21 protein-coding genes and 1 pseudogene are annotated in these 25477 nt (G+C 42.9%); 9 read left to right on the forward strand and 13 right to left on the reverse strand.

What is annotated here, in order from left to right:
• Together ACIG3F_RS13830 and ACIG3F_RS13835 are read left to right on the forward strand one after the other, a co-directional pair.
• A partial coding sequence (locus ACIG3F_RS13830) for a cysteine hydrolase family protein (RefSeq protein ID WP_396470307.1) occupies nt 1-527 on the forward strand: 527 nt, incomplete at its 5' end.
• 564 nt (nt 528-1091) lie between these two features.
• The gene (locus ACIG3F_RS13835) at nt 1092-2291 is read left to right on the forward strand and encodes a PilT/PilU family type 4a pilus ATPase (protein ID WP_313390262.1); all 1200 of its coding nucleotides are present in this window, start codon (nt 1092-1094) and stop codon (nt 2289-2291) included.
• A gap of 80 nt (nt 2292-2371) precedes the next feature.
• On the opposite strand, the gene ACIG3F_RS13840 is transcribed toward ACIG3F_RS13835, so the two are convergent.
• The 10 genes from ACIG3F_RS13840 to ACIG3F_RS13885 form a co-directional block, all read right to left on the reverse strand.
• Complete coding sequence (locus tag ACIG3F_RS13840; protein WP_396470308.1) at nt 2372-3547, reverse strand: MFS transporter; 1176 nt, start codon at nt 3545-3547, stop codon at nt 2372-2374.
• 239 nt (nt 3548-3786) lie between these two features.
• The gene (gene gcvH, locus ACIG3F_RS13845) at nt 3787-4161 is read right to left on the reverse strand and encodes a glycine cleavage system protein GcvH (RefSeq protein WP_396470309.1); all 375 of its coding nucleotides are present in this window, start codon (nt 4159-4161) and stop codon (nt 3787-3789) included.
• A gap of 82 nt (nt 4162-4243) precedes the next feature.
• Entirely contained in the window at nt 4244-5272 is a 1029-nt protein-coding gene (locus ACIG3F_RS13850) for an AraC family transcriptional regulator (RefSeq protein ID WP_004731146.1), read from the reverse strand.
• A gap of 462 nt (nt 5273-5734) precedes the next feature.
• A complete protein-coding gene (locus ACIG3F_RS13855) occupies nt 5735-7588 on the reverse strand; it encodes an ABC transporter ATP-binding protein (protein ID WP_396470311.1) in 1854 nt (617 codons plus the stop codon).
• A gap of 226 nt (nt 7589-7814) precedes the next feature.
• Nucleotides 7815-9089: a mechanosensitive ion channel family protein gene (locus ACIG3F_RS13860; RefSeq protein ID WP_396470312.1), complete on the reverse strand. Its 1275-nt coding sequence runs from the start codon at nt 9087-9089 to the stop codon at nt 7815-7817.
• 165 nt (nt 9090-9254) lie between these two features.
• Nucleotides 9255-9791 carry a DUF2058 domain-containing protein gene (locus ACIG3F_RS13865; protein ID WP_396470313.1) on the reverse strand — a complete coding sequence of 179 codons (537 nt, stop codon included), beginning with the start codon at nt 9789-9791 and terminating at the stop codon, nt 9255-9257.
• 15 nt (nt 9792-9806) lie between these two features.
• Nucleotides 9807-10481, reverse strand: coding sequence for a YoaK family protein (locus ACIG3F_RS13870; protein WP_396470314.1), 675 nt, complete (start codon nt 10479-10481; stop codon nt 9807-9809).
• A 42-nt stretch (nt 10482-10523) separates the two neighbouring features.
• Complete coding sequence (sstT, locus tag ACIG3F_RS13875) at nt 10524-11720, reverse strand: serine/threonine transporter SstT (protein WP_396470315.1); 1197 nt, start codon at nt 11718-11720, stop codon at nt 10524-10526.
• Nucleotides 11721-12048: 328 nt separating this feature from the next.
• Entirely contained in the window at nt 12049-13797 is a 1749-nt protein-coding gene (locus ACIG3F_RS13880) for a SulP family inorganic anion transporter (RefSeq protein ID WP_396470316.1), read from the reverse strand.
• A gap of 230 nt (nt 13798-14027) precedes the next feature.
• A complete protein-coding gene (locus ACIG3F_RS13885; RefSeq protein WP_396470317.1) occupies nt 14028-14345 on the reverse strand; it encodes an ArsR/SmtB family transcription factor in 318 nt (105 codons plus the stop codon).
• Between the two features lie 281 nt (nt 14346-14626).
• Here ACIG3F_RS13885 and cysK point away from each other — a divergent pair, with 281 nt between their 5' ends.
• From cysK to ACIG3F_RS13905, 4 genes are all read left to right on the forward strand, one after another.
• A complete protein-coding gene (gene cysK / locus ACIG3F_RS13890) occupies nt 14627-15625 on the forward strand; it encodes a cysteine synthase A (RefSeq protein ID WP_396470318.1) in 999 nt (332 codons plus the stop codon).
• A 193-nt stretch (nt 15626-15818) separates the two neighbouring features.
• Entirely contained in the window at nt 15819-18518 is a 2700-nt protein-coding gene (locus tag ACIG3F_RS13895) for a heavy metal translocating P-type ATPase (protein ID WP_396470322.1), read from the forward strand.
• Nucleotides 18515-18925: a Cu(I)-responsive transcriptional regulator gene (gene cueR, locus ACIG3F_RS13900; RefSeq protein WP_004731129.1), complete on the forward strand. Its 411-nt coding sequence runs from the start codon at nt 18515-18517 to the stop codon at nt 18923-18925. Before ACIG3F_RS13895 ends, cueR begins: the two co-directional genes overlap by 4 nt.
• 78 nt (nt 18926-19003) lie before the next feature.
• Entirely contained in the window at nt 19004-19198 is a 195-nt protein-coding gene (locus ACIG3F_RS13905; RefSeq protein WP_005100179.1) for a heavy-metal-associated domain-containing protein, read from the forward strand.
• 93 nt (nt 19199-19291) lie between these two features.
• On the opposite strand, the gene ACIG3F_RS13910 is transcribed toward ACIG3F_RS13905, so the two are convergent.
• Entirely contained in the window at nt 19292-19897 is a 606-nt protein-coding gene (locus tag ACIG3F_RS13910) for a TetR/AcrR family transcriptional regulator (protein WP_004280405.1), read from the reverse strand.
• Between the two features lie 499 nt (nt 19898-20396).
• Between ACIG3F_RS13910 and ACIG3F_RS13915 the strand changes: the two genes are divergently transcribed.
• Nucleotides 20397-22178: an acyl-CoA dehydrogenase C-terminal domain-containing protein gene (locus ACIG3F_RS13915; RefSeq protein WP_396470320.1), complete on the forward strand. Its 1782-nt coding sequence runs from the start codon at nt 20397-20399 to the stop codon at nt 22176-22178.
• Nucleotides 22179-22261: 83 nt separating this feature from the next.
• Nucleotides 22262-23431, forward strand: coding sequence for a thiolase family protein (locus ACIG3F_RS13920; RefSeq protein WP_004280402.1), 1170 nt, complete (start codon nt 22262-22264; stop codon nt 23429-23431).
• 190 nt (nt 23432-23621) lie between these two features.
• On the opposite strand, the gene ACIG3F_RS13925 is transcribed toward ACIG3F_RS13920, so the two are convergent.
• Nucleotides 23622-24689: a putative zinc-binding metallopeptidase gene (locus tag ACIG3F_RS13925; RefSeq protein ID WP_004731123.1), complete on the reverse strand. Its 1068-nt coding sequence runs from the start codon at nt 24687-24689 to the stop codon at nt 23622-23624.
• Between the two features lie 255 nt (nt 24690-24944).
• On the opposite strand from ACIG3F_RS13925, the gene ACIG3F_RS13930 reads away from it, so the two are divergent.
• A complete protein-coding gene (locus ACIG3F_RS13930) occupies nt 24945-25256 on the forward strand; it encodes a hypothetical protein (protein WP_396470321.1) in 312 nt (103 codons plus the stop codon).
• Here the strand turns inward: ACIG3F_RS13930 and ACIG3F_RS13935 are convergent.
• Nucleotides 25234-25380 (reverse strand): annotated as a pseudogene (locus ACIG3F_RS13935) (IS5/IS1182 family transposase); the annotation flags it as partial. The gene ACIG3F_RS13930 and the pseudogene ACIG3F_RS13935 overlap by 23 nt on opposite strands.
• Between the last annotated feature and the right edge of the window lie 97 nt (nt 25381-25477).

The raw sequence follows: 25477 nt of genomic DNA on the forward strand, positions 1-25477 counted from the left end.
TATTACTTATCGACTTACAAAATGAATATCTACCTACAGGTAAATTACCATTGGTAAATATTGAACAAGCTGCTGCTAATGCAGTGAAAGTAATTGCGAAGGCTCGTCAACTGGGTACTCAAGTGATTCATGTCCAACATATTGCTGATGCTAAATCTCCTATATTTGAACCTAGCTCAAATGGTATTGAATTTCAGGACACAGTTAAGCCGCAAGAAGATGAATCTGTAATCATTAAAAATCACATCAATGCGTTCTTAAATACGAATCTCAAAGAAATTTTAGATAGCAATCAAGTGACTGTGTTAGTCGTGATTGGTGCTATGAGCCATATGTGTGTTGATGCTGCTGTTCGTGCTGCTTCTGATTTTGGTTATAAGGTAAAAGTGATTCATGATGCTTGTGCAACACTAGACCTTGAATTTAATGGCGTTAAAGTACCTGCGGGCCATGTTCATGCAACATTAATGGCCGCTTTTGAATTTGCATATGCTCAAGTGATATCAACTGATGATTATGTTAGCTAAAGATTAAGATTTTCTAAAATTAATATAATACACGTTATTCGAAATTAAGAATTTTTTCTTTTAATAACAATATCTTATATTGACTTAAAAGCCCAAGCATCTGTGCCTGGGCTTTTTTAATGATCTATCACGTTCCACGCTCAATATTTAAATAATATTCCACGGTTTTGTTCAATTTTTATAAACATTGTCCTATTTTTCATAAGTCATTATTACATGTGATAGAACCGAAATTGGTACATAAAAAATAGGGAAGTTGGTAATCATAAGGAAAGAAAAATAATACTCTATATGTCGTAAAGGACAAATAATGAGTCGTCTGATAGAGTTTTACCATTTAAATGACAATCTTCTTTTTGAGCAGAGTTGCTTTAAAAAAAAGCGTACATATTGCAGGTTAATTTCATTTTTATTGAAGTAAATCACATAAAAACTTTAAAATATTTTCTTTATAAATCAAATGTGTTTGAGGCTTTTTAAAAAACGCTGCACAATGAAATCAAAATATTTTGGCATAAATCTAAGATTGAGATTTGTGCAGTTGTGCATTTCTGGGGGGAAAAGATGTTCACGGCAGAATTATTGGACGAAGCAAAAAAATTCATGCATCACATGCTGACCAAGGTGGTGGAATATGGCGGTTCGGATTTATTTATTACGGCTGATTTTCCACCGAGTATTAAACATCAAGGCTTAATGAAACCTTTTGGACAGCAGGAACTCACGGCTGAAAAAACCAAGCTGTTTGCCTACAGCCTGATGAATGATAAACAGCGTAAAGAATTTGAAACTGACCTTGAGTGTAACTTTGCCATCACTGTGCCGGGCGTTTCCCGTTTCCGGGTCAATGTGTTCCAGCAACAACTCAATGTTGGTATGGTGATTCGTACCATTACTGCAGAAATTCCAAATTTCCAGAAGCTGAAACTGCCTGAATCCCTGAAACATGTGATTATGGAAAAACGCGGACTGGTGCTGGTGGTCGGTGGAACGGGTTCAGGTAAATCAACTTCACTCGCGGCGATGATTGACTACCGTAATGAAAATTCGGCCGGGCATATCATCACTGTAGAAGATCCAGTGGAATATGTGCACAAGCATAAAAAATCCATGATTACTCATCGTGAAGTCGGAGTGGACTGCCATTCTTGGCACAACGCGCTGAAAAATACCTTGCGTCAGGCGCCAGATGTAATTCTGATCGGGGAAATTCGCGATACTGAAACCATGGAACACGCGATTGCCTTTGCGGAAACTGGTCATTTGTGTTTGGGAACATTGCATTCTAATAATGCCAACCAGACTTTGGACCGGATTATTAACTTCTTCCCGGAAGAACGCCGGAATCAGTTATTGATGGATTTGTCCTCCAATATGAAGGCAATTATTTCACAGCGTTTAATCCGTACTCAGGATGGTAAGGGCCGTCGTGCAGCGATTGAAATCATGTTAAATACACCACTTATTTCAGACTTGATTCTGAAAGGTGAATTCCATGAGCTGAAAGCAATTATGGCGAAATCCCGTGAACTGGGCATGCAGACCTTTGACCAGGCTTTATTTGATCTGTATAACCAGGGTGAAATTTCTTATGAAGAAGCTTTGCGTAATGCCGATTCTACCAATGAGTTACGCCTGCAGATCAAGCTGAAAAGCAATCGTCAGGACAGTACTGCACCAGCTAGTGAAGCAACCCAATTCACCATGATGCAAGATCCAAAAGCGGATGAGAAAGAAGCAGAGAATACTTCGGTGTCAGAATAAACATTTACTCAAAAAATCACAGGCAGAATTTTCTGCCTGTTCTTATTGATCTTATTTATTATTCAATTCAATCCATAAAATTAGACGGTTTTGCGTTGTACCATCAGCTTAAAATAAACAATACTGCTTAAGGTTAAAATACCACACAGTAGAAAAGCAAACTGATAACTATAAGCTGCAATGATCGCACCAATCAGCAATGAACCGATGGCAATACCCAGATCATAAAAAGTATAAAAAGTTGAGGTTGCATAGCCAATTCGATGCTTGGGCGCACGTTGAATTGCCAAAGTTTGAATACACGGCTGCACACTGCCAAAGCCCACGCCAACCATGACTGCAGCTAGCATAAATCCCCATAGGGTCTGAATCTGGCTGAGTAAAAACAGGCCCAGACTAAAAGCCACCAATGCCGGATAAATCACATATTGCGGGCCTTTACGATCATAAATTTTTCCGGTGATCGGCCGTAAGCTCATCATGGAAATCGCAAAAACCACAAAGAATAAACCGGCATAGGCCATTAAATTCTTGCTGGCTGCGAAGGGGGCGATAAAAGACATGATGCTCGCATAAGAAAAAGAAATCAGCATGGCCAATACCGCGACAGGTAATACCGTTTTTTCTACAAAATCTGTCAACTCAAGCGATGTTTTCTTGTTGGAATTTTCAATTATTTTTTCAGGTTCTTTGACCGGAATCAGAAAACAGAAGGTAAATCCGATAAAAACTAAGGCGATTAATAGCGTACTGACCTGAAAATAAGACCAGTATTCCATCAGGCTCAGACCAATCAATGGCCCCAAGACAATTCCCAGATTTACAGACATGACAAAATAGCCCATGCCTTCGCCTTTACGCTGCTCCGGAATAAACTGGTTCACGACAGGTACGCAAACTGTGGTCAAAATACTGAACCAGATGCCATGTAAGAAACGGATGATAAACAGAATCGTGAGCTGATCTGCCAGCAGATAAGTAAGTGAAAATAGGCTAAAGAACACTTCTGAAATAATCAGAGTCTTGCGTACCCCGAATTTTTCGATAATTAAACCGCTAAAAGGTCGCACTGCAATGGCAGAGACCATAAACAAGGTCATGGCCAGACCTGCCTGGGTCAGGTTGCCGCCTAATTCTTTTAAGATGTATATTGGCGAAATTGTGGTTTGCGCAAAATAGAAAATAAATAAAAACAGGTTGTTGGCCAGACAAAGGGTAAATGACTTGGTCCATAATGGCGCTGCATTGGCGTTCATGATTTTCCTAAAATGATATGCTGTAAGATGCTGGGCTCAGCATGGGAAATTATTGTTATAAATAAGTGCGACCTATTCAGGAGCGAAGTGAATATGATCAAGACTTTAGGAAAAATAAGTGAAAAATACAATGATATTTCATGATAAATACATGAAATTTAATTTGAACTGGGAAATACAACGATTGATCTTTAATAAAAAAATCAGCCCGGAGGCTGATTTTCTAAATTTAAATCGACTTAGAGGCCAGCTTCATATTCTGTATTGGAAAGCAGCTTTTCGACATCTGCCATATTGTCCGGCTTGATTTTATAGATCCAGCCTTTGCCATATGGGTCATCATTAATGAAATCAGGATCATCTTCAAGATCAGGATTGATTTCAACCACCACGCCAGACACCGGCGCATGAATATCGGAAGCAGTTTTGACAGATTCAACCACCCCAGCTTGCTCACCTGCAGTGATATGCTGATTCAAGTCAGGCGCTTCTACATACACTAAATCACCTAACGCATCCTGTGCATGGTCGGAAATACCGGTCACAACAAGATCACCTTCAATGCGTACCCATTCATGCGTACTTGCGTACTTTAATTCTGAAGGATGATTCATTGATAACTCCTTAAAAATTTTAAGATCATTTTTGACATGTTTTATACATTCTTTTTAAGAAAAACAAAAGGCTTATGCTCCTTTATAAATAAGGATCTTTGCGCCAGTTGCTCGGGCTGCGGCCACTCCAGCGTTTAAACGCCCGGCTAAAATTGGCCACATCACTATAACCCAGTTCATCGGCAATCTGTTCCAGGGTAAAATCTGTCCGGGACAATAATGAGGTGGCATGCCGGTAACGCACTTCATCGACCAGGGTAGAAAAGGAGGTACCTTCAGCAGCGAGTTGACGTTTTAAGGTGCGGTCAGACATGTGCAAGCGGTCCGCCACACTTTCAATACTCAGATAATGCTGCTCGGCATGGGTCAAAATGTCCCGGACACGCATGGCAATCCGGTGCCGTTCACCCAAGGCAGAAAGTTCTGTTTCACACTGGTTAATCGCAATTTGGCTGGCAATTGGGTCGGCATGTACCAGCTTGTTCATCAGGTAGCTTTTATCAAAGCTCAGAATTAAATGCGGCTGTTCAAAACGGAACTGATGGGTGGGAAACTTCGCCATAAAACGTTCAAAACCTTCCGGTTTTTTAAAATCAAAATCGATTTCTCCTGTCGCATCAGTAACGCCTGTAATGGCTTTGGCCATACTGATCAGACCAATCATTAAAGCAATTGAAATTTCGGTGCGCAGAGGTTCAAGCTGAATATCGGTTTGCAACTGTACCGTGGCTTTGGCACCAAAGGTTGAGAAAAATAGTTGCAGGAAAGGTAAACGGAGTTGAATAAATCGGTTCGCCAGTACCAGCGCATCAGTAATATTATTCGCCGTCATAATCGCATAGCCGATAAAGCCATGAATCGAGATCCGCATCTGTGTGCCGAGATGATAACCCAAGGTCGGCTCTCCGGTCAGTTTCAGGGCATATTTGACCAGTTCGTTGGCGACAGGGGTTGGAATACGAAAATCAGGATCTGCCAACTGTTCACTGGTCAGGCCAAAAGGTTGGAAAAGCGACTCATTATTATAACCCCAGCGGGAAATGACATCGAGAAGCAGGAGACCGTAAACACCTGGAATTCCTTGGTCTTGGCGTGGAGCAATTGTTTTCATGCGCGATCCGTTGCACTCATTCAAATTTTTTTATTTATAAATAGATATTGGCATGAAGCCGCCAAATTTTTCATTAAAATTGTTGGACAAAATTTTGGCGATTGTGACTCTGCCATTGGCAGATTAGCCTGAATTCAGCATTAAAATCAATTTAAACCACATAATTTTATTGATGAAATTAAAATTATTTTATTGAACAAGTCGCATCCCAGCATCTGTTTGCTCAGGACAGGACGATTGGTCTAGTTTTTATTAATCATTGAATAGGACTTCTTCAGAGAGCTTTCAGAACTAGAGAGTTATGTTATTTCATTAAAATACCAGATAGATGGCAACTTGCTGTTCATCTGTAGAGAAGATTTTAAAAAGAAAGGTCTGGGCAAAGTTTTCTTTTGTCCCAGACCTGTTCAATATTAAGGACGAGCAAATCCTTAGAAGTTTTGAAATCTTCTAGAGATCATATTATTCATGATCTTTTGATGCTTTGATTTGTTGCTCGATCAGCATGCCACCAGTTTGACGCTGCCAAAGCTGGGCATAGATACCATTTAATGCCACCAGTTCATCATGCGTGCCTTGCTCGGCGATTCGACCCTGATCCAGCACAATCAGACGATCCATCTGGGCAATGGTAGACAGACGATGCGCAATGGCAATCACGGTTTTACCTTGCATTAAGTCGTCCAGACTGTTCTGAATGGCTGCTTCAACCTCAGAATCCAATGCACTGGTGGCTTCATCCAGAATCAGAATCGGCGCATCTTTCAGGAATACACGTGCAATTGCAATTCGCTGACGCTGTCCGCCGGAAAGTTTCACGCCACGTTCACCCACATAAGCTTCATAGCCTTTTTTGCCACGCAAATCAGTCAAATTAGGAATAAACTCTTCCGCTTTGGCTTTACGCACAGCTTCAAACATTTCTTCATCAGTTGCATCCGGACGACCATATTTAATGTTTTCCGCGACAGTGCGATGCAGCAGTGAAGTATCTTGAGTCACTAATGCAATGTTCTTGCGCAAACTGTCTTGAGTGACATCATCAATATCCTGGCCATCAATCAAGATACGACCCTGGTTGATATGATAAAAGTGCAGCAACAGTTGAATCAGGGTAGATTTCCCCGCACCTGAACGGCCGACAATACCAATTTTTTCACCCGGGCGAATGGTCAGATTAAACTGATCAATCACGTTTTTATCATTATAGGCAAAGCTGACATTTTCGAATTTGATTTCACCATGATTGAGCTGTAGCTCTTTAGCACCCGGTTTATCTTCAATGGCAATTTTGCGGCCTAAAGTTTTCATACCATCCTGAATGGTACCTACATTTTCAAACAGGGCAGAGGTCTGCCACATCATAAATTCGGCAATACTATTCAGTTTCAGTACCATTGCTGTAGTTGCAGCAATAATTCCCAGCTCGGCCTGACCTTCCATCCACAGCCAGATCGCGGTACCCAGTACGCCGCCATATAACACTACACTCAGCAGTAAAATACTGATTTCGTATTGAGCACCCAGACGCATCTGTTTATATACCGTTACCATAAATTCCTTCATCGAAGTCTTGGCATACTGGCTTTCGCGGCCGGCATGAGCAAACAGCTTCACGGTCTGGATATTGGTATAGGCATCCGTAATACGGCCAGTCATGACCGCACGGGCATCCGCCTGGGCATTGGAAATTTTGCTCAAACGCGGAATGAAGTAACACGCTGCACAGATAAACAAGGCTAGCCAGACCATCAATGGAATGATCAGCAAAGGTGAAATTGCACCTAAAACAATATTGATGGTGATGAAATAAATCAGCACATAAGCCAGTATGTCACCCAGAATCACCCAGAACTCGCGTACTGCCAGCGCCGTTTGCATGACCTTGGCCGATAAGCGTCCGGCAAAATCATTGTGGAAAAAATCCAGGCTTTGTTTCATCAGCAGGTTATGAAAGCGCCAGCGTAAACGCATCGGGAAGTTGCTATACAGAATCTGATGCTTGATCAGGGACTGCGCGCTGGCGAAGAAAATATTGGCCAGCAGAACAATACTCAGCAAGGTTAAATTGCTGGCATGCTGTTCCAGAAAAGTATCGGGCTGGCTTTTACTGAGCCAGTTTACCAGCTCGCCAATTTTTGAATACAGGAAAGCTTCGAAGCTGGCAGCACCGGCGGTACATAGCACCAGAATCAGTAAATAACGGCGGACTCCATAGGCTGCCTGCCAGACAAATGGAAAAAACTTGGTTGGTAAAGGTTGGTTCAGATTTTTGGTGGGATAGGGGTCAACCAGTCTTTCAAGCCATCGAAACATTATCGTACTCTTATCATGCATTTTGCTTTTCGGGAATTATAAAGGATTCTGTTTTTTTAAGCCCGTAATTGGGTGAAATTGCCACAAAATGAATCACTCAATTAAAACTTAGATTATAAAAATTAAACTAAAGCCAGATTTATGCCAGTCAGGATTTAAACATCTCATGAAATAAAAAAGCCTGAAATGCAGCAGCATTTCAGGCTTGGAATTGGATGACTTGTGTTTAAGTAATAATGGAAGATGGTTGAGTAAATGCTTCCTTTAAATCAAGACCTGAAGGCGCTTGATAGACCTTTAAACCAAATTCCGGAATAATCGCCAGCAGATGATCCATGATATCCGACTGGATATTTTCATACTCCACCCAGGCAGTGGTATTGGTGAAGGCATAAATCTCTAACGGTAAACCTTCACTGGTTGGCTGCAATTGGCGCACCATCAGGGAATGGTTTTTACTAATGCCCGAATGCTGTTGCAGATAAAACTCTACATAAGCACGAAAGGTTCCTAAGTTGGTAAGACGGCGCTGGTTATATTGCGAATGATGGCTCAGTTGCATGTTAAATTGTTCCAGCTCTTCTGATTTGGTATTTAAGTATTGATCCAACAGAATAAAATTTTTCAGCTTGTTCTGTTCTTCAGCCGACATAAAATGCACGCTGCTTTGATCAATATGAATCGAGCGCTTGATCCGGCGCGCACCGGCTTCCTGCATACCACGCCAGTTTTTAAAGGTATCCGTTACCAGTTTATTGGTGGGAATCGTGGTCACTGTTTTATCAAAATTCTGTACCGTAATGGTATGTAATGACATATCAATGACATCGCCGTCCGCATTCAGCGAGGGCATTTCGATCCAGTCGCCAATACGCACCATGTCATAGGATGAAATCTGAACTGAAGCCACCAGCGACAAAATGGTATTTTGAAAGACCAGCATCAACACCGCGGCCATGGCACCGAAGCCAGCCAGCAAGGTAAAGACATCCTTTTTCAGGAAAGTGCCGAGAATCATCAGGCCACAGACAATAAAGATAATCAGCTTGACCAGCTGCAAATAGCCTTTAATCGGTTTGTTACGTGATTTGGGATTACGCTGATAGACCAGGTTAAAAATATTCAGTAATTCACCCAGAGCCAGGGCAATCGTCAGGAAGATAAAAGCCTGTGCACCCATTTGCACAAAGGATTCAACCTTGTCAGATAAATGCGGTACCGTGGTAATCCCGTTCATGATCACGACTGCCGGAACAATATTCGCAATCCGGCGAATCACGCTATGTTCAGCAAAAATCTGATTATTGGCAAAAGGCATTCTGGAAATCAGTTGACGTATTCCGCGTACCACAATTTGCTTGGCAAATAGATTGGCAAGAATCGCCAGTAAAATCACAATACTCAGTGAAGATAGCATTTCCAGCCATGGGTACTGATCTGCCCATTCTTGAATATTCCGAATAAAATTAAACTGTTCCAAACGATCTTTCTCTTCAATCAAAAATTTAGATCAAGTTTATAGTTTTGGATCAGATTTTTTAATATTGGATAACTTTTTAAAACATATTTGTTGATGTGAATTATTAAATAACAGCACATACGAATAAAAAACCGGCGAATTCGCCGGTTTCTGATCTTCGATATTTCAGTAATGATATCGCGATGCTTACCACATCAAATCATCAGGAATAACATAAGCTGCATATGGATCTTCTTCATCAGTGGTTTCTTCATTTTTCTCTGAATTATTCACAATGATAAAGCCCTGCATTTTCGTATTGATACGATCTGCCAGAGCTTTAGGCAAGAAAGCATAGCTGTCATTTTCACGTGCAATCACCAGACTGCCTGCCACCAGTGCATTATAGATCTGCTGGTTTAAATAGACCTTTTTGATTTTGCTGTCATCAATAAACTGATATACCGCATCGCCGTCTGTATCACGGATTTTGTGCTGATTAATCATTTGCATGATCGCGGCTTTCAGCTCTTTTTCCTGCAATGCTGCTTTTTTCTCTTGCTCAATTGCCTGATCTTTGGCCATTTTTTGCTGTTTGTCTTGTTCAATCTTGGCCTTGATTTCAGCCTCGGTACTGTCACCGGTGCGTTTTTCATGCACAGCCTGTTTAGACAGTTTTTTGGCTTTTTTATTGTCGACCAATCCTGCCTTTAACAATTGTGCCTGCAATGCATTTTTAACCATGAGAATGTCCAGATATTAGTCGTGTTGATGTCGATAACGTAAATAAATCACCCAATACGTGAGACTGAGAATCAGACTCAGCACTGCCGGGATCAGGAATGCATTTAATTTTAAATAAGGATATAGCCAGCTGGCAAGAATGCCACCGCTTAAAAAACCGAGTAAAATAAGCAGATGCAGAACCACGCGTCGTGATTCTACCTCTAAACCGCGTAAACGGTAGCCCACCGCCAAGCCGAGGTCTGTCAGTACGCCAGATAAATGCGTGGTGCGAATAATGGCGCCTTTATAGTGGCTGACCATGGCATTTTGCACACCCATGGCAACGCAGGCCCATAACAAGGCGTAGCGCGGGAAATAGGGCAATAATAACCAGCAGATCAAAATAAAAATAGCCACCAGGCTTAAAGGGTAACCATAAAGCTGCCCAAGGCGAAAGTGACTATTTCCAAGAATCAGCCCGCTATAGGATGAGCCAATGACATAGCAGAGTGTGACCAGAAAGAGATACAACATCTGTTCTGGTTGCCAGTTCAGCAGGGCCATGGCCAGCATACTGACATTACCGGTCATATGTGAAACAGACTGGTGCAGTACCGTCACCAGACCCAGGACGTTAATCATGCCGGCATTGACCGCAAGAAAAAACGCCCCTAATTGTACCCAGGTAGGTAAACGCTGTAATGGCATAACAACATCATTGGCTAAACATATTGATTAATCAATATAAAATCAATTTGATGCGCGGTCTACTGCTGTAGTAAATAAAACATCGGTCGATGAGTTTAGCGCAGTTTCAGTAGAGTCCTGCAATACGCTGATCACCATACCAATCGCAACGACTTGCATGGCGATATCCGAAGAAATACCAAACAGGCCACATGCAACTGGAATCAGTAACAATGAACCGCCTGCAACCCCTGAAGCGCCACATGCCGAAACGGTTGCCACCACAGAAAGAATGAGCATAGTGCTGAAATCGACGCTAATCCCCAAAGTATTTACAGCCGCCAATGACAATACAGTAATGGTCACAGAAGCACCTGCCATGTTGATCGTAGCACCCAAAGGAATTGCGATACTTGAAGTTGATTCCTTGACGCCCAGACGTTTTGCCAAGTCCAGATTGACTGGAATGTTGGCTGCCGAACTACGGGTAAAGAAAGCGGTAATGCCACTTTCGCGCAAACAGGTGAACACCAGTGGATACGGGTTGTTACGCGTCATTAAGGCAACCAGAAGCGGATTAATCACCAGTGCCACAAAAGCCATCGTTCCGAGCAACACAGCAAGTAAATGTGCATAACTGGTCAGTGTATCCAGACCAGATTCAGCAAAAGTCACCGCAACCAGACCAAAAATACCCACAGGTGCAAAGCTGATCACTAAACGAATCACATAGTTCACTGCAAAGGCTGCATCATTCAAAAGCGTCTTGGTGCTATCCGATGCATGACGGAAAGCAATGCCCAATGCTACTGACCAGGCCAGAATGCCAATAAAGTTTGCTTCAGCAATTGCAACAACCGGGTTGGCGACAAAACTGAGCAGCAAATTCTTCAGAATTTCCACCAGACTGCCAGGCGGCTGCAAGTCAGCTTGTGCAGCAATATCCAGGAATAGCGTACTTGGAAATAAAACACTTGAAACCACAGCGCTCAGCGCAGCAAGGAACATACCGACCGCATACATCAGCATAATCGGCTTGATGGCGGCGTTGGATTGGCCCACTTTAAAATTCGCGATAGAAGCTAACACTAAAATGAAAACCAGAATCGGTGCAACAGACTTCAAGGCTTTAATAAACAGGTCGCCCAATAGGCTTAATGAGGGGGTAGCTTCGGGAAATACCACAGCCACACCCACACCTAAAATAATGGCGATGATGATTCGAGAGACTAAGCTCATGCGCATAAGGGCAGAAAACATAAGGTTGCCTTGTGAAAATTACGAGGGCTAAATTTGGGAAAAAGTTGCGCTATTTTATACTTAATTTAAACAAGGCTTAAAATATATTTTCATATAAAAACCAAGATATTGATATTATTGATGTATTCTAAACTTAACGGGTTTAAAACATTGCTTATATTGAAGAAAAACTTCTTAAAATGATGAATAAATCACCACTTTTAAAATTGTATTCATGAAATAAATATCAAAGTTAAATAGATAAATTCAAATTATATTTGAAAATTCAGAAAAGACGGTACTTATGACCGGTCGGAATCTCCGGCCATAAGTTCAAATATCTGCTATTTTAAATCATATAATCTTTATGCTGCTCAAAGATCTCTGGTGCCAGGTCCTGAATCGCCTGAAAATGGGTCAGATAAATGAGCCCGCTCAGATGCGTCATCAATTTAGAAGCTTGCAGCTTGTCCATAACCGGACCTTTGACTTCGGCAAAATGCAGGCGAATATCCAGTTTGGCCAGTTCGGCATTTAAATCTTCCAGCATTTCCAAGGCACTCAGATCAATCGCACTGATGCTGGAACAGTTGATAATCACATGTTGTAGCTGGTCATTCAGGCTGATCTCATTGATCAGATAACCTTTGAAGCTATTGGCATTCAGAAACGTCAGATTCTCATCAATCCGCAGTGACAGCACCCGATCGGAGGTACTGACCTGATGACGCTGAATATTGCGAAAATGCTGGGTTCCTTCGACCAGACCGACAACCGCAATATGCGGCCGGCTGATTCGCCATAGCATCAGCACAAAGGTCGAAACGATCCCAATAATCAAACCAGTGGAAATATCAATCAGGACCACGCCGAGAAAGGTAATCCACATGGCAAGGCCATCTGCCTTGGAATAGCGCCAAGCATCAAAAAATGGCTGGAAATTAACCAGCTTCCAGATGGAAACAATAATCGTCGCGGCCAGAATGGTCAGCGGCAGATCTTCAAAAAATCCGGTAAAGAACAGGCTCACGAAAATAATCAGAATCGAGGATAAAACACCGGCCATAGGTGATTTAGCACCGGCATCGGCGTTCACCACCGTCCGCGACAGGCTGCCCGTTACCGGAAAAGCTGAACTCACGCCAGCACTGATATTGGCCAGACCGAGCGCGATCAGTTCCTGATTACTGTTTAAATGACTGCGTTGCTGTAAGGCTGTCGCTTGAGCAATCGACAAGGATTCCACAAAACTGATCATGGCGATCATGCTGGCACCCGGTAGCAAGGTCATCACCAGTTCCCAGTTCCAGTGTGGAAAAGATAAGGGTGGAAAACCGGAAGGAATTGCACCGACCGTTTTAATGCCCTGAAGCTTTAAATCCAGAAATACAATTGCTGCAATGCCGAGACACACCAGAATCAGGGGCACCGCACGGACTAAAAAATCTGTAGAGCCAAGCCGGCTTTGTACCGCCTGAGATTTCAATAACTTGGGCAGATAGATCAGCAGAACGATAGAGAGCAGGCCGAAAATCAGGCTGGGCACGTGCAGCAGCGGGAAATATTGCAGCAGACTGCTGGCAAACTCCGGAATGTTATTGGCTTTTAAGGGAAGATCGACCAAAAACTTGAATTGACCAAAAGCAATCAATAAGGCAGAAGCAATAATAAAGCTTTGGATCACCGGATGACTGATCAACTGGATCAGAAAACCAAAACGGAATAATCCTAAAAGCAGGGAAATAATGCCAACCATCAGTGCCAATAAGGTCGCAGCTTCGATATAGACCGGTGAGCCGACTTCAAAAAGTGGATTAAGCGTGGCAAAGGTCATCATGGAAATGATGGCCACCGGGCCAATCGATAAAGTCGAACTCCCACCGAGCAGGGCATAAATGATCATCGGCAGGATGCTGGCATATAAGCCCATGATCGGCGGCAATCCTGCCAGCATGGCATAGGCCATCCCTTGAGGCACCAGCATTGCCACCACAATCAGGGCAGCCAGTACATCGGACTTAAATTTGACCGGCGTATAGTAGCTTAACCATGCCCAGGCAGGCAGTCTATGCAGAAGTTTAGACTTGGAATTTGGCATAAAAAGGTCTAAATCACAAATATAGATATATTATGCACAAATTCTGCTAAGAAGTCTTAGCTGATCTAGATTCTTGATGAATCATGTTTAAAATGAAACATCTGGGCCAGTCACGTATCATTTGAAAAACTCTATTTTAAAGTTCTATGATCGTGATTTTAATGATGTAAAACGACCTCAATAAGAGTTTAAAGAAACTCATTATGCTGACTGAGGAAATGAAATATCCGTTATTTAGCTGGATTGCCGCAATACAATTGATAAAGGGTATTTAAGACCACAATCAAATTTTGATCTTTAATTGAATAATAAATCTGTTTGCCGTCGCGTCGGGTATCTACTACATCGCTTTTACGCAGCATCATGAGCTGCTGGGAAAGTGTCGGCTGTTTAATCTCAGTCATTTCCTCAATTTCTGAAACATTCAGTTCTGCTTGAGACAGATGACATAAAATGAGAAGACGGTCGGTATTGGCCAGAGATTTTAAAATGCCAACGACCTGTTCTGCTGAATCGCGCATAGTCGTGATTTCAAAATCGGTTTTCATTCAATATGTCCATTATAAAGTTACAGCCCGTTAATTATACGGGTCTTAGCTCGTAATACCTTGCTAAAAACAGTTAAGTTTTATGGTTTTTAATGAATTGAATTATCAATTAAAATTATATTTTAAATATTGATAGATAAGATAAATTTATTGCATAGTGCAGAAAGTATTTTAGTTCACATTCGTGCAATCAAGTGCAAGTTTCATCAAACATCTACAAAGCAAAAAAATGCTTGTATGATGTTTAAGCGACTTGAACCAATAACATCAGGGATATCATCATGAGTACAGATTCAGCTTTTCCAACACCGAATAATTTAGGTATAGCGGTGTATAGTAATAATGCAGACGCGATTGGAAATACACCGCTTGTTCGTATTAATCGTGTGATTTCCGCTCCGGCCACGGTACTTGCGAAAATTGAAAGCCGTAATCCGGCATTTTCAGTCAAGTGTCGTATAGGTGCAGCGTTGATTAATGATGCTGAAAAATCTGGCAAGCTCAAACCCGGCATGCATATTGTCGAGCCAACCAGCGGCAATACCGGTATTGCATTGGCTTTTGTTGCGGCAGCCAAAGGTTATGACATTACTTTGACCATGCCTTCAAGCATGAGTATTGAACGCCGTAAGGTGGTGAAAGCATTGGGTGCCAATCTGGTACTGACTGATCCGGCCAAAGGCATGAAAGGCGCGATTGAAGAAGCTGAGCGTCTGCTGAGTGAAAACCCTGAGCAATATTTCCTGCCACAACAGTTTGAAAATCCGGCCAATCCTAAAATTCATGAAGAAACCACGGGCCCAGAAATCTGGGAAGCGACTGCGGGAAATGTCGATATTCTGGTCGCAGGTGTTGGAACGGGTGGAACCATTACCGGTATTTCACGCTACTTTGAAAAGGTAAAAAATAAGCCTTTATATTCAGTGGCGGTGGAACCCGCTGAGTCTGCAATTATTGGTCAGGCCAAACGCGGTGAAGACATTACACCTGGACCACATAAAATTCAGGGGATTGGTGCCAACTTCATTCCGGGCAATTTGGATTTAGACCTTGTTGATGAAGTGATTGCCATTAATAGTGCAGATGCAGTCGAGTGGGCACGTAAAACTGCGGCTCAGGAAGGTATCCTGGTCGGCATTTCAAGTGGCGCGGCTATGGCAGCAGCAGCCCAATTGGCGGCTCGCCCTGAAAATGCCGGTAAAAATATTGTGGTGATTTTGCCAGACGGTGGTGAACGTTACCTGTCTTCGATCCTGTTTGAAGATATTTCTGCTGAATAACATTGATGCATTTTATATTTTAAATACTGCCATACAAGCCCGAAGTCATCTTCGGGCTTTTTTATCTTTTTTTATTTAGTTCTTTTTGCTGGCAGTAGGACGCTACATTTTTAAAATAGTCAGATGAAGGACTTGACCTTACCATGATGGGAATGTTTAAGCTATAAGCTCAACAGTGAGTTGAGGCATGGAGATGGGTATGGCAGAACAAGACAGCAACCGCTTATATGAACAGCAGGTGCAGATTGGCGGTATGACCTGTGCATCCTGTGTCGCTCGCGTGGAAAAAGCCTTGAAAAAAATTGAAGGCGTGGTCGAGGCATCTGTCAATCTATCGACTGAAAAAGCTTTTATTAAAAGTCAGCAGCCGATTGCTGCCGCTGCGCTGGTTCAAGCAATTGAAAAATCCGGTTTCGATGTACCGATGCAGCAGTTTGATTTGAACATTGAAGGCATGACCTGTGCATCCTGTGTGGCTCGCGTAGAAAAAGCCCTAAAAAAAGTGGAAGGCGTGCTGGATGCACACGTGAATCTGGCCACTGAAAAGGCGCATGTGAGTGCGATCAATTCTGTGCCATTGTCCAAGCTGACTCAAGCCGTACAAAAAGCCGGTTTTGATATTCAGAGCGACCGGATTGAACTGACGATTGAAGGTATGACTTGCGCATCCTGTGTGGCACGGGTTGAAAAAGCTTTATTGAAAGTAGAAGGTGTCAACGAAGCACAGGTCAATCTGGCCACCGAAACTGCCTGGGTGAAAGCCTCGCATGTCCAGATTCCGGCCTTGATTGCTGCGGTGGAGAAAGCCGGTTATCAGGCCACCATAAAATCCGGTACGGATATGTCGACAGATAGCCATGATGCTTTTCAGGAAAAGAAAGCCAATGAAACGGCACAACTGAAACGAGATTTATGGCTTGCAGTCATTCTGACAGCGCCTGTATTTATTCTGGAAATGGGCTCACACCTGATTCCGGCGTTTCATCATTTTATTGCCCATACGTTGGGAACCCAAAACAGCTGGTATCTACAGTTTGTGCTGACCACTTTGGTGCTGATTATTCCGGGACGGCGTTTTTATCAGCATGGGATTCCGGCATTATTACGTCTGGCACCGGATATGAACTCGCTGGTGGCCGTTGGAACCATTGCTGCCTATGGCTTTTCCTGTATTGCGACCTTTTTTCCGCAGCTGTTACCGCAGTCCACCGTGCATGTGTATTTTGAAGCGGCCGCCGTCATTGTCGCGCTGATTTTACTGGGGCGTTATCTGGAAGCTAAAGCCAAAGGTAAAACCTCGGAAGCAATTCAGTATCTGGTCGGCTTGCAACCGAAAACAGCTCGAGTACAACAGAATGATTACTGGGTTGATCTGGCAATTTCCGATGTGCAACAAGGGATGTTGATTGAAATTCGTCCGGGTGAAAAAGTCGCCGTCGATGGTGAAGTCGTTGCCGGGCAAAGCTATATCGATGAAGCGATGATTAGCGGTGAGCCTTTACCTGTGGCCAAACAGGCTGGTGATCAGGTTGTCGGCGGTACGGTAAACCAGAACGGAACCTTGCAAATCAAGGCTACTGCGGTCGGCCAGGATTCGGTACTGGCGCAGATTATTCAGATGGTGGAACAGGCACAAGGCTCAAAACTGCCGATTCAGGCCGTGGTCGATAAAGTGACTTTATGGTTTGTGCCGGCTGTTATGGCACTGGCGGCCTTGACCTTTATGGTGTGGTTCCTGTTTGGGCCTGAGCCGAATCTGACCTACGCATTGGTAAATGCAGTCGCCGTGCTGATTATTGCCTGTCCATGTGCGATGGGACTAGCGACTCCTACCTCAATTATGGTCGGAACTGGCCGTGCAGCAGAACTGGGCGTATTGTTCCGTAAGGGCGAAGCTTTACAGTTATTGCAGCAAACCAAAGTCGTCGCGCTCGATAAAACTGGAACCTTGACTGAAGGAAAACCATTGCTGACCGACTTTGAAGTCACCGCAGATTTTAATCAGCAGGCTGTATTACAGCTGGTGGCTTCAGTGGAGGCCAAGTCAGAACATCCGATTGCCCACGCCATTGTGCAGGCTGCTCGTGAGCAAGAACTGGAACTGAGTGAAGTGACCGATTTTGATTCGATCACTGGTGCAGGGGTAAAAGCACAGGTTGCTGGTCAGCAGCTGCATATCGGTGCAGAACGTCTGATGCAGGACTTGGGCTTAAATGTCGATCTGTTTAGAGCTACTGCACAAAAGCTCGGTGATCAGGGCCGCAGTCCTTTATATGTAGCGATTAATCAAAAGCTGGCTGCGATTATTGCTGTCGCTGACCCGATTAAACCGACTACTTATAGCGCGATTCAGGCCTTGCATGACCAAGGCCTCAAAGTAGCGATGATTACGGGTGATAATCAGCATACTGCGCAGGCGATTGCCAAACAGCTGAAAATCGATCAGGTGATTGCGGAAGTCTTGCCGCATGAAAAAGTCGATGCCGTACGACAACTCCAGCAGCAATACGGCGTGCTCACTTTTGTCGGGGATGGAATCAATGATGCGCCGGCACTGGCACAGGCCGATGTCGGTATGGCGATTGGTACCGGCACTGATGTCGCGATTGAAGCAGCCGATGTGGTGTTGATGTCAGGCAATTTACAGCATGTGGCGACAGGCATCGGCTTGAGTCAGGCGACCATGCGCAATATCAAACAGAACCTGTTTTGGGCCTTTGTCTATAATATTGCCTTAATTCCGATTGCCGCAGGTGTACTGTATCCGTTTTGGGGCATTCTGTTATCACCAATGTTTGCCGCAGGCGCGATGGCACTATCCTCTGTGTTTGTGGTTAGTAATGCCTTGAGATTAAAAGCTTATCAACCGGTGCAGTTTAAGGAGTCAGTATGATGAATATTGGTCAGGCCGCAAAACGGTCCGGCATCTCTGCAAAAATGATCCGATATTATGAAGAAATCGGCTTGTTGCCGGCTCCGAAACGCAGTGATACAGGTTATCGGATTTATAGTGATGCGGACATTAAAACATTAAGTTTTATTCAGCATGCACGTGAACTTGGATTTTCTTCAGAGCAGATGAAAGAATTACTCGGCCTGTGGCTGAACAGCTCACGCCAGAGCAGCGAGGTTAAACAGCTGGCACAAAAACATATCCAGTTTTTACAACAGAAAATTGCCGATATGCAGCATATGCTATTAATTTTACAGCAATCTGTTGAGCAATGTGCTGGCAATGAACAGTCCGATTGCCAGATTTTAAAACAGATTGAACAGGGTGTCGTCCCCGAGCAGCACTGACCTGATCGGCAGTTCAGCTCAGATTAAATATAGTCTGCCGAATCCCATAAACTTTAAACCAATCCTATGGAGCTAAACATGAAATTTCGTATTGAAAACATGACCTGTGGTGGCTGCGCGCGCAGTGTCACGGCTACGATTAAAGATCTGGATGAAAATGCCACTGTGAATATTGATGTGGCGACTAAGCTAGTTGAAGTTGAATCGACAGTCAGTGAGTCTGAGATTGTTGCAGCTTTAACCGAAGATGGTTTCCCGCCTGTGGCTGCCTGATCATTGTCGAGTTAGATTGCGAAAGTGATCTTATGCACTCATACAGCCAAATAAAAAATGCCTGATCGAATCAGGCATTTTTTATTATAGTGATCATACCGATGAGATTTTATCTGGCGTCATCAGCGCCTGATTAATGTACAGCTTAATCAGACGTTCACGTGACCCAATCGCTTTTTGGTAATTGGTCGAATTTAATAACAGCGAAGCGCCGTAGGTGACTGTCCAGATATAAGATAAATAATCGCGAATCGACATGGCACTTTCTAAAGCCACCAGATAATCATGGGTGATGTCTTTAATCCGGATAATCCGTTCTTCACGAATACGATAAAGCTCCTGAAATAACTCTTTCAGATTTTTTTCGTTATTGGTTAAACGCTCTTCAATGACATGCAACAGGATGGTTCGGTTTGAATTGAGCATGTGATAGAGCATATATTGTGAAACATAATTTTTAATATCGTTATTATGCTTTTTTGATATTTCTAGAATTCTTTTTTCATTCAGAATAATCAGTTCTAAATATAACTGGTTCTTGCTTTTAAAATGTTTGTAGATGGTTCCTTTTGCGATGTCCAGTTCACTGGCCAGCTCACTCAGGGTAATGTCCTGATTATTATCCAGTAGCAGGCTTTCCGCCATGCTCAGGATCTTCTCTTTACGAAGAAGGAAGTTCTGCTGTCTTACAGTCGTCATCTTCTTGGTCCATACTTTTCGAAAAAGAACCTTTCAAGAATATGCAATTTTGCACGCGATGGCTATAAAACTAAGGTCGTGATATTTATCTCATTTTGTATATTTATGCAGCAACTGCTGACAAATAAAAATAGCGATGCTAAGCAGACAGAAATATTGTCAAGAAAACTGAACCCTAGAGATCAACTTTGCTAAATAAAATTCCATTTTCAGTATAATTATTTTATTGTTTCAGCGCATCAAGCTAAATCCTTTGACTGTTTTAAGCCCATATTCATCAGGGTTTAGTACGGAAAGTAGATCAATATTAAGCTGGCGTATTCAGTCAATCATACTGAACATGAAGACGTGATTTTCAATGCAACTTTATGAATCTAGATATAGATTTAATACTGCAAGAATTGGATATCACGATTTTAAAATCGCCCGCCTGGATTCTAATGAAAATTAGAAAATACTTAGCAACAGGATTGAGTATCACCCTTTAAGGAATTTAAAAATGCCGATTTATAATGCGCCGTTAAAAGACATGGAATTTATTTTAAATGATGTATTCCATGCTGAACAATTTTGGCAAGGTAATGAAAATCTTGCACATTTAGATATGGCGACGGCAAATGCAATTCTGGAAGAGATGGCCAAATTTTCTAAAAATGTCATTCTTGACCTGAATCGTCCTGCTGATGAAGAAGGTGGTGCTCAGTTTAACAATGGTGTGGTGAAGACACCCAAAGGTTTTAAAGAAGCGTTCAGACAGTTTGCCGAAGGTGGCTGGGTGGGCTTGGGTGCTCCTGAAGAATGGGGTGGGCAAAACATGCCGAAAATGCTCACGGTTCTGGCGGATGAAATGATCTGGAGCACCAATCCATCTTTTATGCTTTATCCACTACTCACTGTGGGTGCAGGTATGGCGATCAATGACCACGCCTCACAGGAACAGAAAGAAACCTATTTACCAAAATTCTATACGGGTGAATGGTCAGGCACCATGTGTCTGACTGAACCACATTCCGGCACAGATCTTGGCATTATCAAGACCAAAGCTGAACCGAATGAAGATGGTTCATATAATATTACTGGCACCAAAATTTTTATTACCAGCGGTGAGCATGATCTGAGTGAAAATATCATTCATCTGGTGCTGGCAAAAACTCCGAATGCACCAGCAGGTTCACGTGGTATTTCCCTGTTTATTGTGCCGAAATTCCTGGTCAATGCAGATGGATCAGTGGGTGAGCGTAATGCAGTATCTGCCGGTTCGATCGAACATAAAATGGGAATTAAAGGCTCGGCGACCTGCGTCATGAACTTTGACGGCGCCAAGGGCTATATGGTTGGCAATGAAAATGAAGGTCTGGCCGGCATGTTCGTGATGATGAACTACGAACGTTTGTCTATGGGAATTCAGGGCATTGGTGCAGCAGAATTTGCCTACCAGAATGCGGCACAATATGCGACGGACCGTTTACAGGGCCGTGCATCAACTGGTGCAAAATCTCCAGAAAAACCAGCCGATTCAATTCTAGTCCATGGCGATGTACGCCGTATGCTGCTCAATGTACGTGCTAACAATGAAGCTTCACGTGCGTTTGCGGTGTATGTAGGTCAACAACTGGATATTACCAAATACTCAACCGACCCTGAAGCGGTGCGTAAAGCGACTGACCGTGTGGCGCTGTTAACGCCAATCGCCAAAGCTTATTTGACCGACAAGGCACTGGATTCTGCACTGGAAGCGCAAATGTGCTTCGGTGGTCATGGCTATATCCGTGAATGGGGCATGGAACAGTGTATTCGTGACCTGCGTATTTCACAGATTTATGAAGGCACCAATGGCGTGCAGGCGATTGACCTGATTGGGCGTAAAACCACCAAATGTAATGGGGCTTATATCGCGGAATATATTGCTGAAATCCGTGAATTTGCCCAAAATTTAGATGATTCATTGACGATTAAAACGGCGACATTAGAAGCCTGCCAGCAACTTGAAGATATCACCAAATTCATCGTCGAGCAGTCTAAACTGAACCCTGATTTTGCCAACGCGATTGCTGTCGATTATTTACATGCGGTTGGGCTACTAAGTTTCGTGTATATGTATGCGCGGATTAGCAAAGCCGCTGCAGCCAAAGACGACAGCTACTTCCAGAACAAACTGGTACTGGCCAACTATTATGTGGCCAAAATACTTCCGGATTTGAGTGCACGAATCCAACGTATTCAAGCCGGTGCGGAACTGGTGATGCAGTTGCCTGAAGACTATTTTACCGCACAGGCTTAACCCGCAATGATTGCGAAGGACCAGCCCTACAGCGCTTTGGCTATGTAGGGTTGATAACAATGATGAAAAAGGATGAAACTAAAATGATCGTAATTGTAGATGCAGTACGTACCGCGATGGGCGGTTTTCAAGGTTCATTGTCAAGCTGTACCGCGCCGGATTTGGGTGCTGTGGCAATTAAAGAAGTGGTGGCACGTGCAGGATTGGCGGCCAATGATATTGATGAAGTGATCATGGGCTGCGTACTGCCAGCCGGTTTAAAACAGGGTCCGGCACGTCAGGCCATGCGTCAGGCAGGTCTACCGGATTCAACTGGTGCGACCACCATCAATAAAATTTGTGGTTCAGGCATGAAAGCCGTGATGCAGGCAGCAGATGCGATCAAGGCCGGTTCAGCAGAGATTGTGGTTGCAGGCGGGATGGAGTCGATGTCAAACGCACCCTATTTAATGGACAAGGCACGTGCCGGTTTCCGCATGGGACATGGCAAAGTCATTGATCACATGTTCCAGGAAGGTCTGGAAGATGCTGAAACAGGTCTGTCGATGGGAATTTTGGCTCAGGAAATGGCGGATAAAAAAGGCTATACGCGTGAGCAGCAGGATGACTATGCGATTGGCTCATTAAATAAAGCCGTGACCGCCGTCCAGCAAGGCTTCTTTAAAGATGAAATCGTGCCGGTCACTGTCAGCAGCCGTAAAGGTGATGTGATAGTAGAGCAGGATGAGCAACCTTTAAATGCCAAGGCTGATAAAATTCCAACTCTGCGTCCAGCGTTCAAAAAAGACGGCACCATTACTGCGGCAAATGCTAGTTCAATTTCAGATGGTGCTTCAGCATTGGTGATCACCTCGAGCGAAATTGCTGCACAGCGTAACTTAAAACCGCTAGCTAATATTCTGGCCTATGCCAGCCATTCGCAGCATCCGTCAGAATTTACTATTGCACCTGTTGGTGCGATTGAAAAAGTCCTGAAAAAAACCGGTTGGGATGCTCAGGAGGTTGACCTTTGGGAAATCAACGAAGCGTTCGCCATGGTCACTATGTTAGCCATTGATGGCTTTAAACTTGATCCAGCAAAAGTGAACATTAATGGTGGTGCTTGTGCGCTTGGTCATCCATTGGGTTCTTCTGGCTCTCGTATTATTGTGACCTTGATTCATGCCTTAAAACGTACTGGCGGCAAGAAAGGGATTGCGTCCTTATGTATCGGTGGTGGTGAAGCGACTGCGATTGCTGTGGAACTGATTTAAGCACATCCTAAATCGTATATTCAGGTAGCAAACTCAATACTGATTCATTGGAGACTTTCTGCTCTTGGTTTGCCAGGAGCAGGGATTCTTTAAATCATATTAATTTTTAAAATACACAATAAAATCCATATTTTCAGACTTTGCTGATCCCATTCCATCTATATTTTTACTATAAAAATTACTTTTTAAATTATTTAAAAACTTTTTCCAGCACATGCCGGTGAATAAATCGTAACTTGTCTTTAACTGCTTCGCTCAGTTTGAAGGGGTAGGCATCTTCCAGACCCATACAACGGTTTAAGGCATTCAGATTAAAGGTCAAGGTAACCCAGTTTTCCAGAATATGTTCAAAATCCTGTCCACCAATCGGGCATTCTTTAAAATCCATACTGGCCAGATAGCTGCCATTTCCTTCGACACGCATACCACCATAGTAGGCAGTTTCCAGTGTTTCCATCATATGCAGATAATGTGCCCAGGTTTCTGCCCAGTCTTCCCAGGGATGGGCGGTGGCATAAGCACTGATATACTTTTCCTGCCAGTTGATTGGTGCGCCTTCGTTATAATGGCGTTCAAGTGCCTTGCTGTAGTCTTGCCGCTCATCGCCAAAATACTGACGGAATTCATCTAGCAATTCCGGATGCATATGTTGCATGAGCGCAAAATAATAATGGCCGCTTTCATGGCGAAAATGACCTAATAAAGTCCGGTAGTTTTCACCCATATTTACACGTGTAGTTTCCCGATAAACTACATCGGCTTCAATTGCATTTAGGGTAATGACCCCATTGGCATGACCAATTAAAACAGGCTTATCTTCTTGGGGCAGGAGAAAATCAAAACGCAGACCAAATGGATCATCTTCAGACTTTTTGGGGCGTGGCATCATGTTCATGCGCTGGGCCAAATACAGGAATCGACGTTTGGCTTCTTCCAGTCGAAACCAGTAAATCAGGTTTTCGGAATTTTCCAAATCAGGAATGACATGGGTAAGCTGACAGGATTCACAAAATTCCTCGTCTTCATCGCTGGGGATCATCCAGTTGCATACCTGATAATTTACATAATTGTGACAGGGTTTATAACTGGCATGTTGGTAGTTCTTGGCGATTGGAACCCATCGCTCAGCACTCTGTTTTTCGAATGCGCATAGCTCTTTTTCCGAAGCGATATAACCGATCGGTGACAGACAGTGATCACAAACTGATTTGTAAAAAAACAGCTGTTGCTTGCAGACGGCACATTCAAAATGTTTCATTAAACTCCCTGTAGGGAAACGAACGACCTAAAATGTTTATCGATGATGAACACGAAAAAAGGTTCAGAATGCCTACCTAAATTTCTTCCTGATAAAGAAACATCATAAAAATTTCATTGAAAATTCTATATGGATGAATTGTAAAAAAGGTGTGAATGAATATCCCATCAAAGATAGTTTAATGATTATTGATATTGCTTTAGTTTTTGATTTATAAGAAAATTACCATTATTTAATTATAAAAATTGGTTTAGTATGGCTTTTTCATTTCTTAGTAATTCATTTAGCAATGTTATCATTCAATTAAAAAAATATATTTCTGAAATTAAAGAAAGGACAGATATTGATGAGTGGGAAAAGGAGTTACTAAAAAATTTAGATCCTATAGATCTTTATGATAATGAAAGGCTAAATGAGTTTGAAGAACACTGTATAGAGATCAAAAAAAGAAATGATTTAAGTTTAAAGTTGGTATTTGATAATGAGTATGGGGAATTAGGGCATCATTTTGAATATTCGGATCGAATAAAGCTAGGGTGTGTCCTCATTTGGCTTTGCACCAAATAAATATACAGGCTATACGAATCATAGATTTATAATTGCGTGCCAGTTTATCAAATCGAGTTGCAATAGCACGGAAATGTTTTAATCTCGCAAAAGCATTTTCAACTAAATGTCTTAATTTATATAGATATTAGACCTCTTGCGAAAGTAAAAACTGCCTCAATATAGATTTCATGAAATATCAGAAATTAAATCGTTTTTCAGATTCTGAATTCCAGCGCTTG

This window comes from Acinetobacter sp. NPDC052428 (assembly GCF_044547685.1).
GTDB lineage: Bacteria > Pseudomonadota > Gammaproteobacteria > Pseudomonadales > Moraxellaceae > Acinetobacter > Acinetobacter lwoffii_G.

Coding starts and splice junctions, on each gene's coding strand:
- ACIG3F_RS13835 (WP_313390262.1), top strand. CDS start 1,092: ATGTTCACGGCAGAATTATTGGACGAAGCAAAAAAATTCATGCATCAC.
- ACIG3F_RS13840 (WP_396470308.1), bottom strand. CDS start 3,547: ATGAACGCCAATGCAGCGCCATTATGGACCAAGTCATTTACCCTTTGT.
- gcvH (WP_396470309.1), bottom strand. CDS start 4,161: ATGAATCATCCTTCAGAATTAAAGTACGCAAGTACGCATGAATGGGTA.
- ACIG3F_RS13850 (WP_004731146.1), bottom strand. CDS start 5,272: ATGAAAACAATTGCTCCACGCCAAGACCAAGGAATTCCAGGTGTTTAC.
- ACIG3F_RS13855 (WP_396470311.1), bottom strand. CDS start 7,588: ATGTTTCGATGGCTTGAAAGACTGGTTGACCCCTATCCCACCAAAAAT.
- ACIG3F_RS13865 (WP_396470313.1), bottom strand. CDS start 9,791: ATGGTTAAAAATGCATTGCAGGCACAATTGTTAAAGGCAGGATTGGTC.
- ACIG3F_RS13870 (WP_396470314.1), bottom strand. CDS start 10,481: ATGCCATTACAGCGTTTACCTACCTGGGTACAATTAGGGGCGTTTTTT.
- sstT (WP_396470315.1), bottom strand. CDS start 11,720: ATGTTTTCTGCCCTTATGCGCATGAGCTTAGTCTCTCGAATCATCATC.
- ACIG3F_RS13880 (WP_396470316.1), bottom strand. CDS start 13,797: ATGCCAAATTCCAAGTCTAAACTTCTGCATAGACTGCCTGCCTGGGCA.
- ACIG3F_RS13885 (WP_396470317.1), bottom strand. CDS start 14,345: ATGAAAACCGATTTTGAAATCACGACTATGCGCGATTCAGCAGAACAG.
- cysK (WP_396470318.1), top strand. CDS start 14,627: ATGAGTACAGATTCAGCTTTTCCAACACCGAATAATTTAGGTATAGCG.
- ACIG3F_RS13895 (WP_396470322.1), top strand. CDS start 15,819: ATGGGTATGGCAGAACAAGACAGCAACCGCTTATATGAACAGCAGGTG.
- cueR (WP_004731129.1), top strand. CDS start 18,515: ATGATGAATATTGGTCAGGCCGCAAAACGGTCCGGCATCTCTGCAAAA.
- ACIG3F_RS13905 (WP_005100179.1), top strand. CDS start 19,004: ATGAAATTTCGTATTGAAAACATGACCTGTGGTGGCTGCGCGCGCAGT.
- ACIG3F_RS13910 (WP_004280405.1), bottom strand. CDS start 19,897: ATGACGACTGTAAGACAGCAGAACTTCCTTCTTCGTAAAGAGAAGATC.
- ACIG3F_RS13915 (WP_396470320.1), top strand. CDS start 20,397: ATGCCGATTTATAATGCGCCGTTAAAAGACATGGAATTTATTTTAAAT.
- ACIG3F_RS13920 (WP_004280402.1), top strand. CDS start 22,262: ATGATCGTAATTGTAGATGCAGTACGTACCGCGATGGGCGGTTTTCAA.
- ACIG3F_RS13925 (WP_004731123.1), bottom strand. CDS start 24,689: ATGAAACATTTTGAATGTGCCGTCTGCAAGCAACAGCTGTTTTTTTAC.
- ACIG3F_RS13930 (WP_396470321.1), top strand. CDS start 24,945: ATGGCTTTTTCATTTCTTAGTAATTCATTTAGCAATGTTATCATTCAA.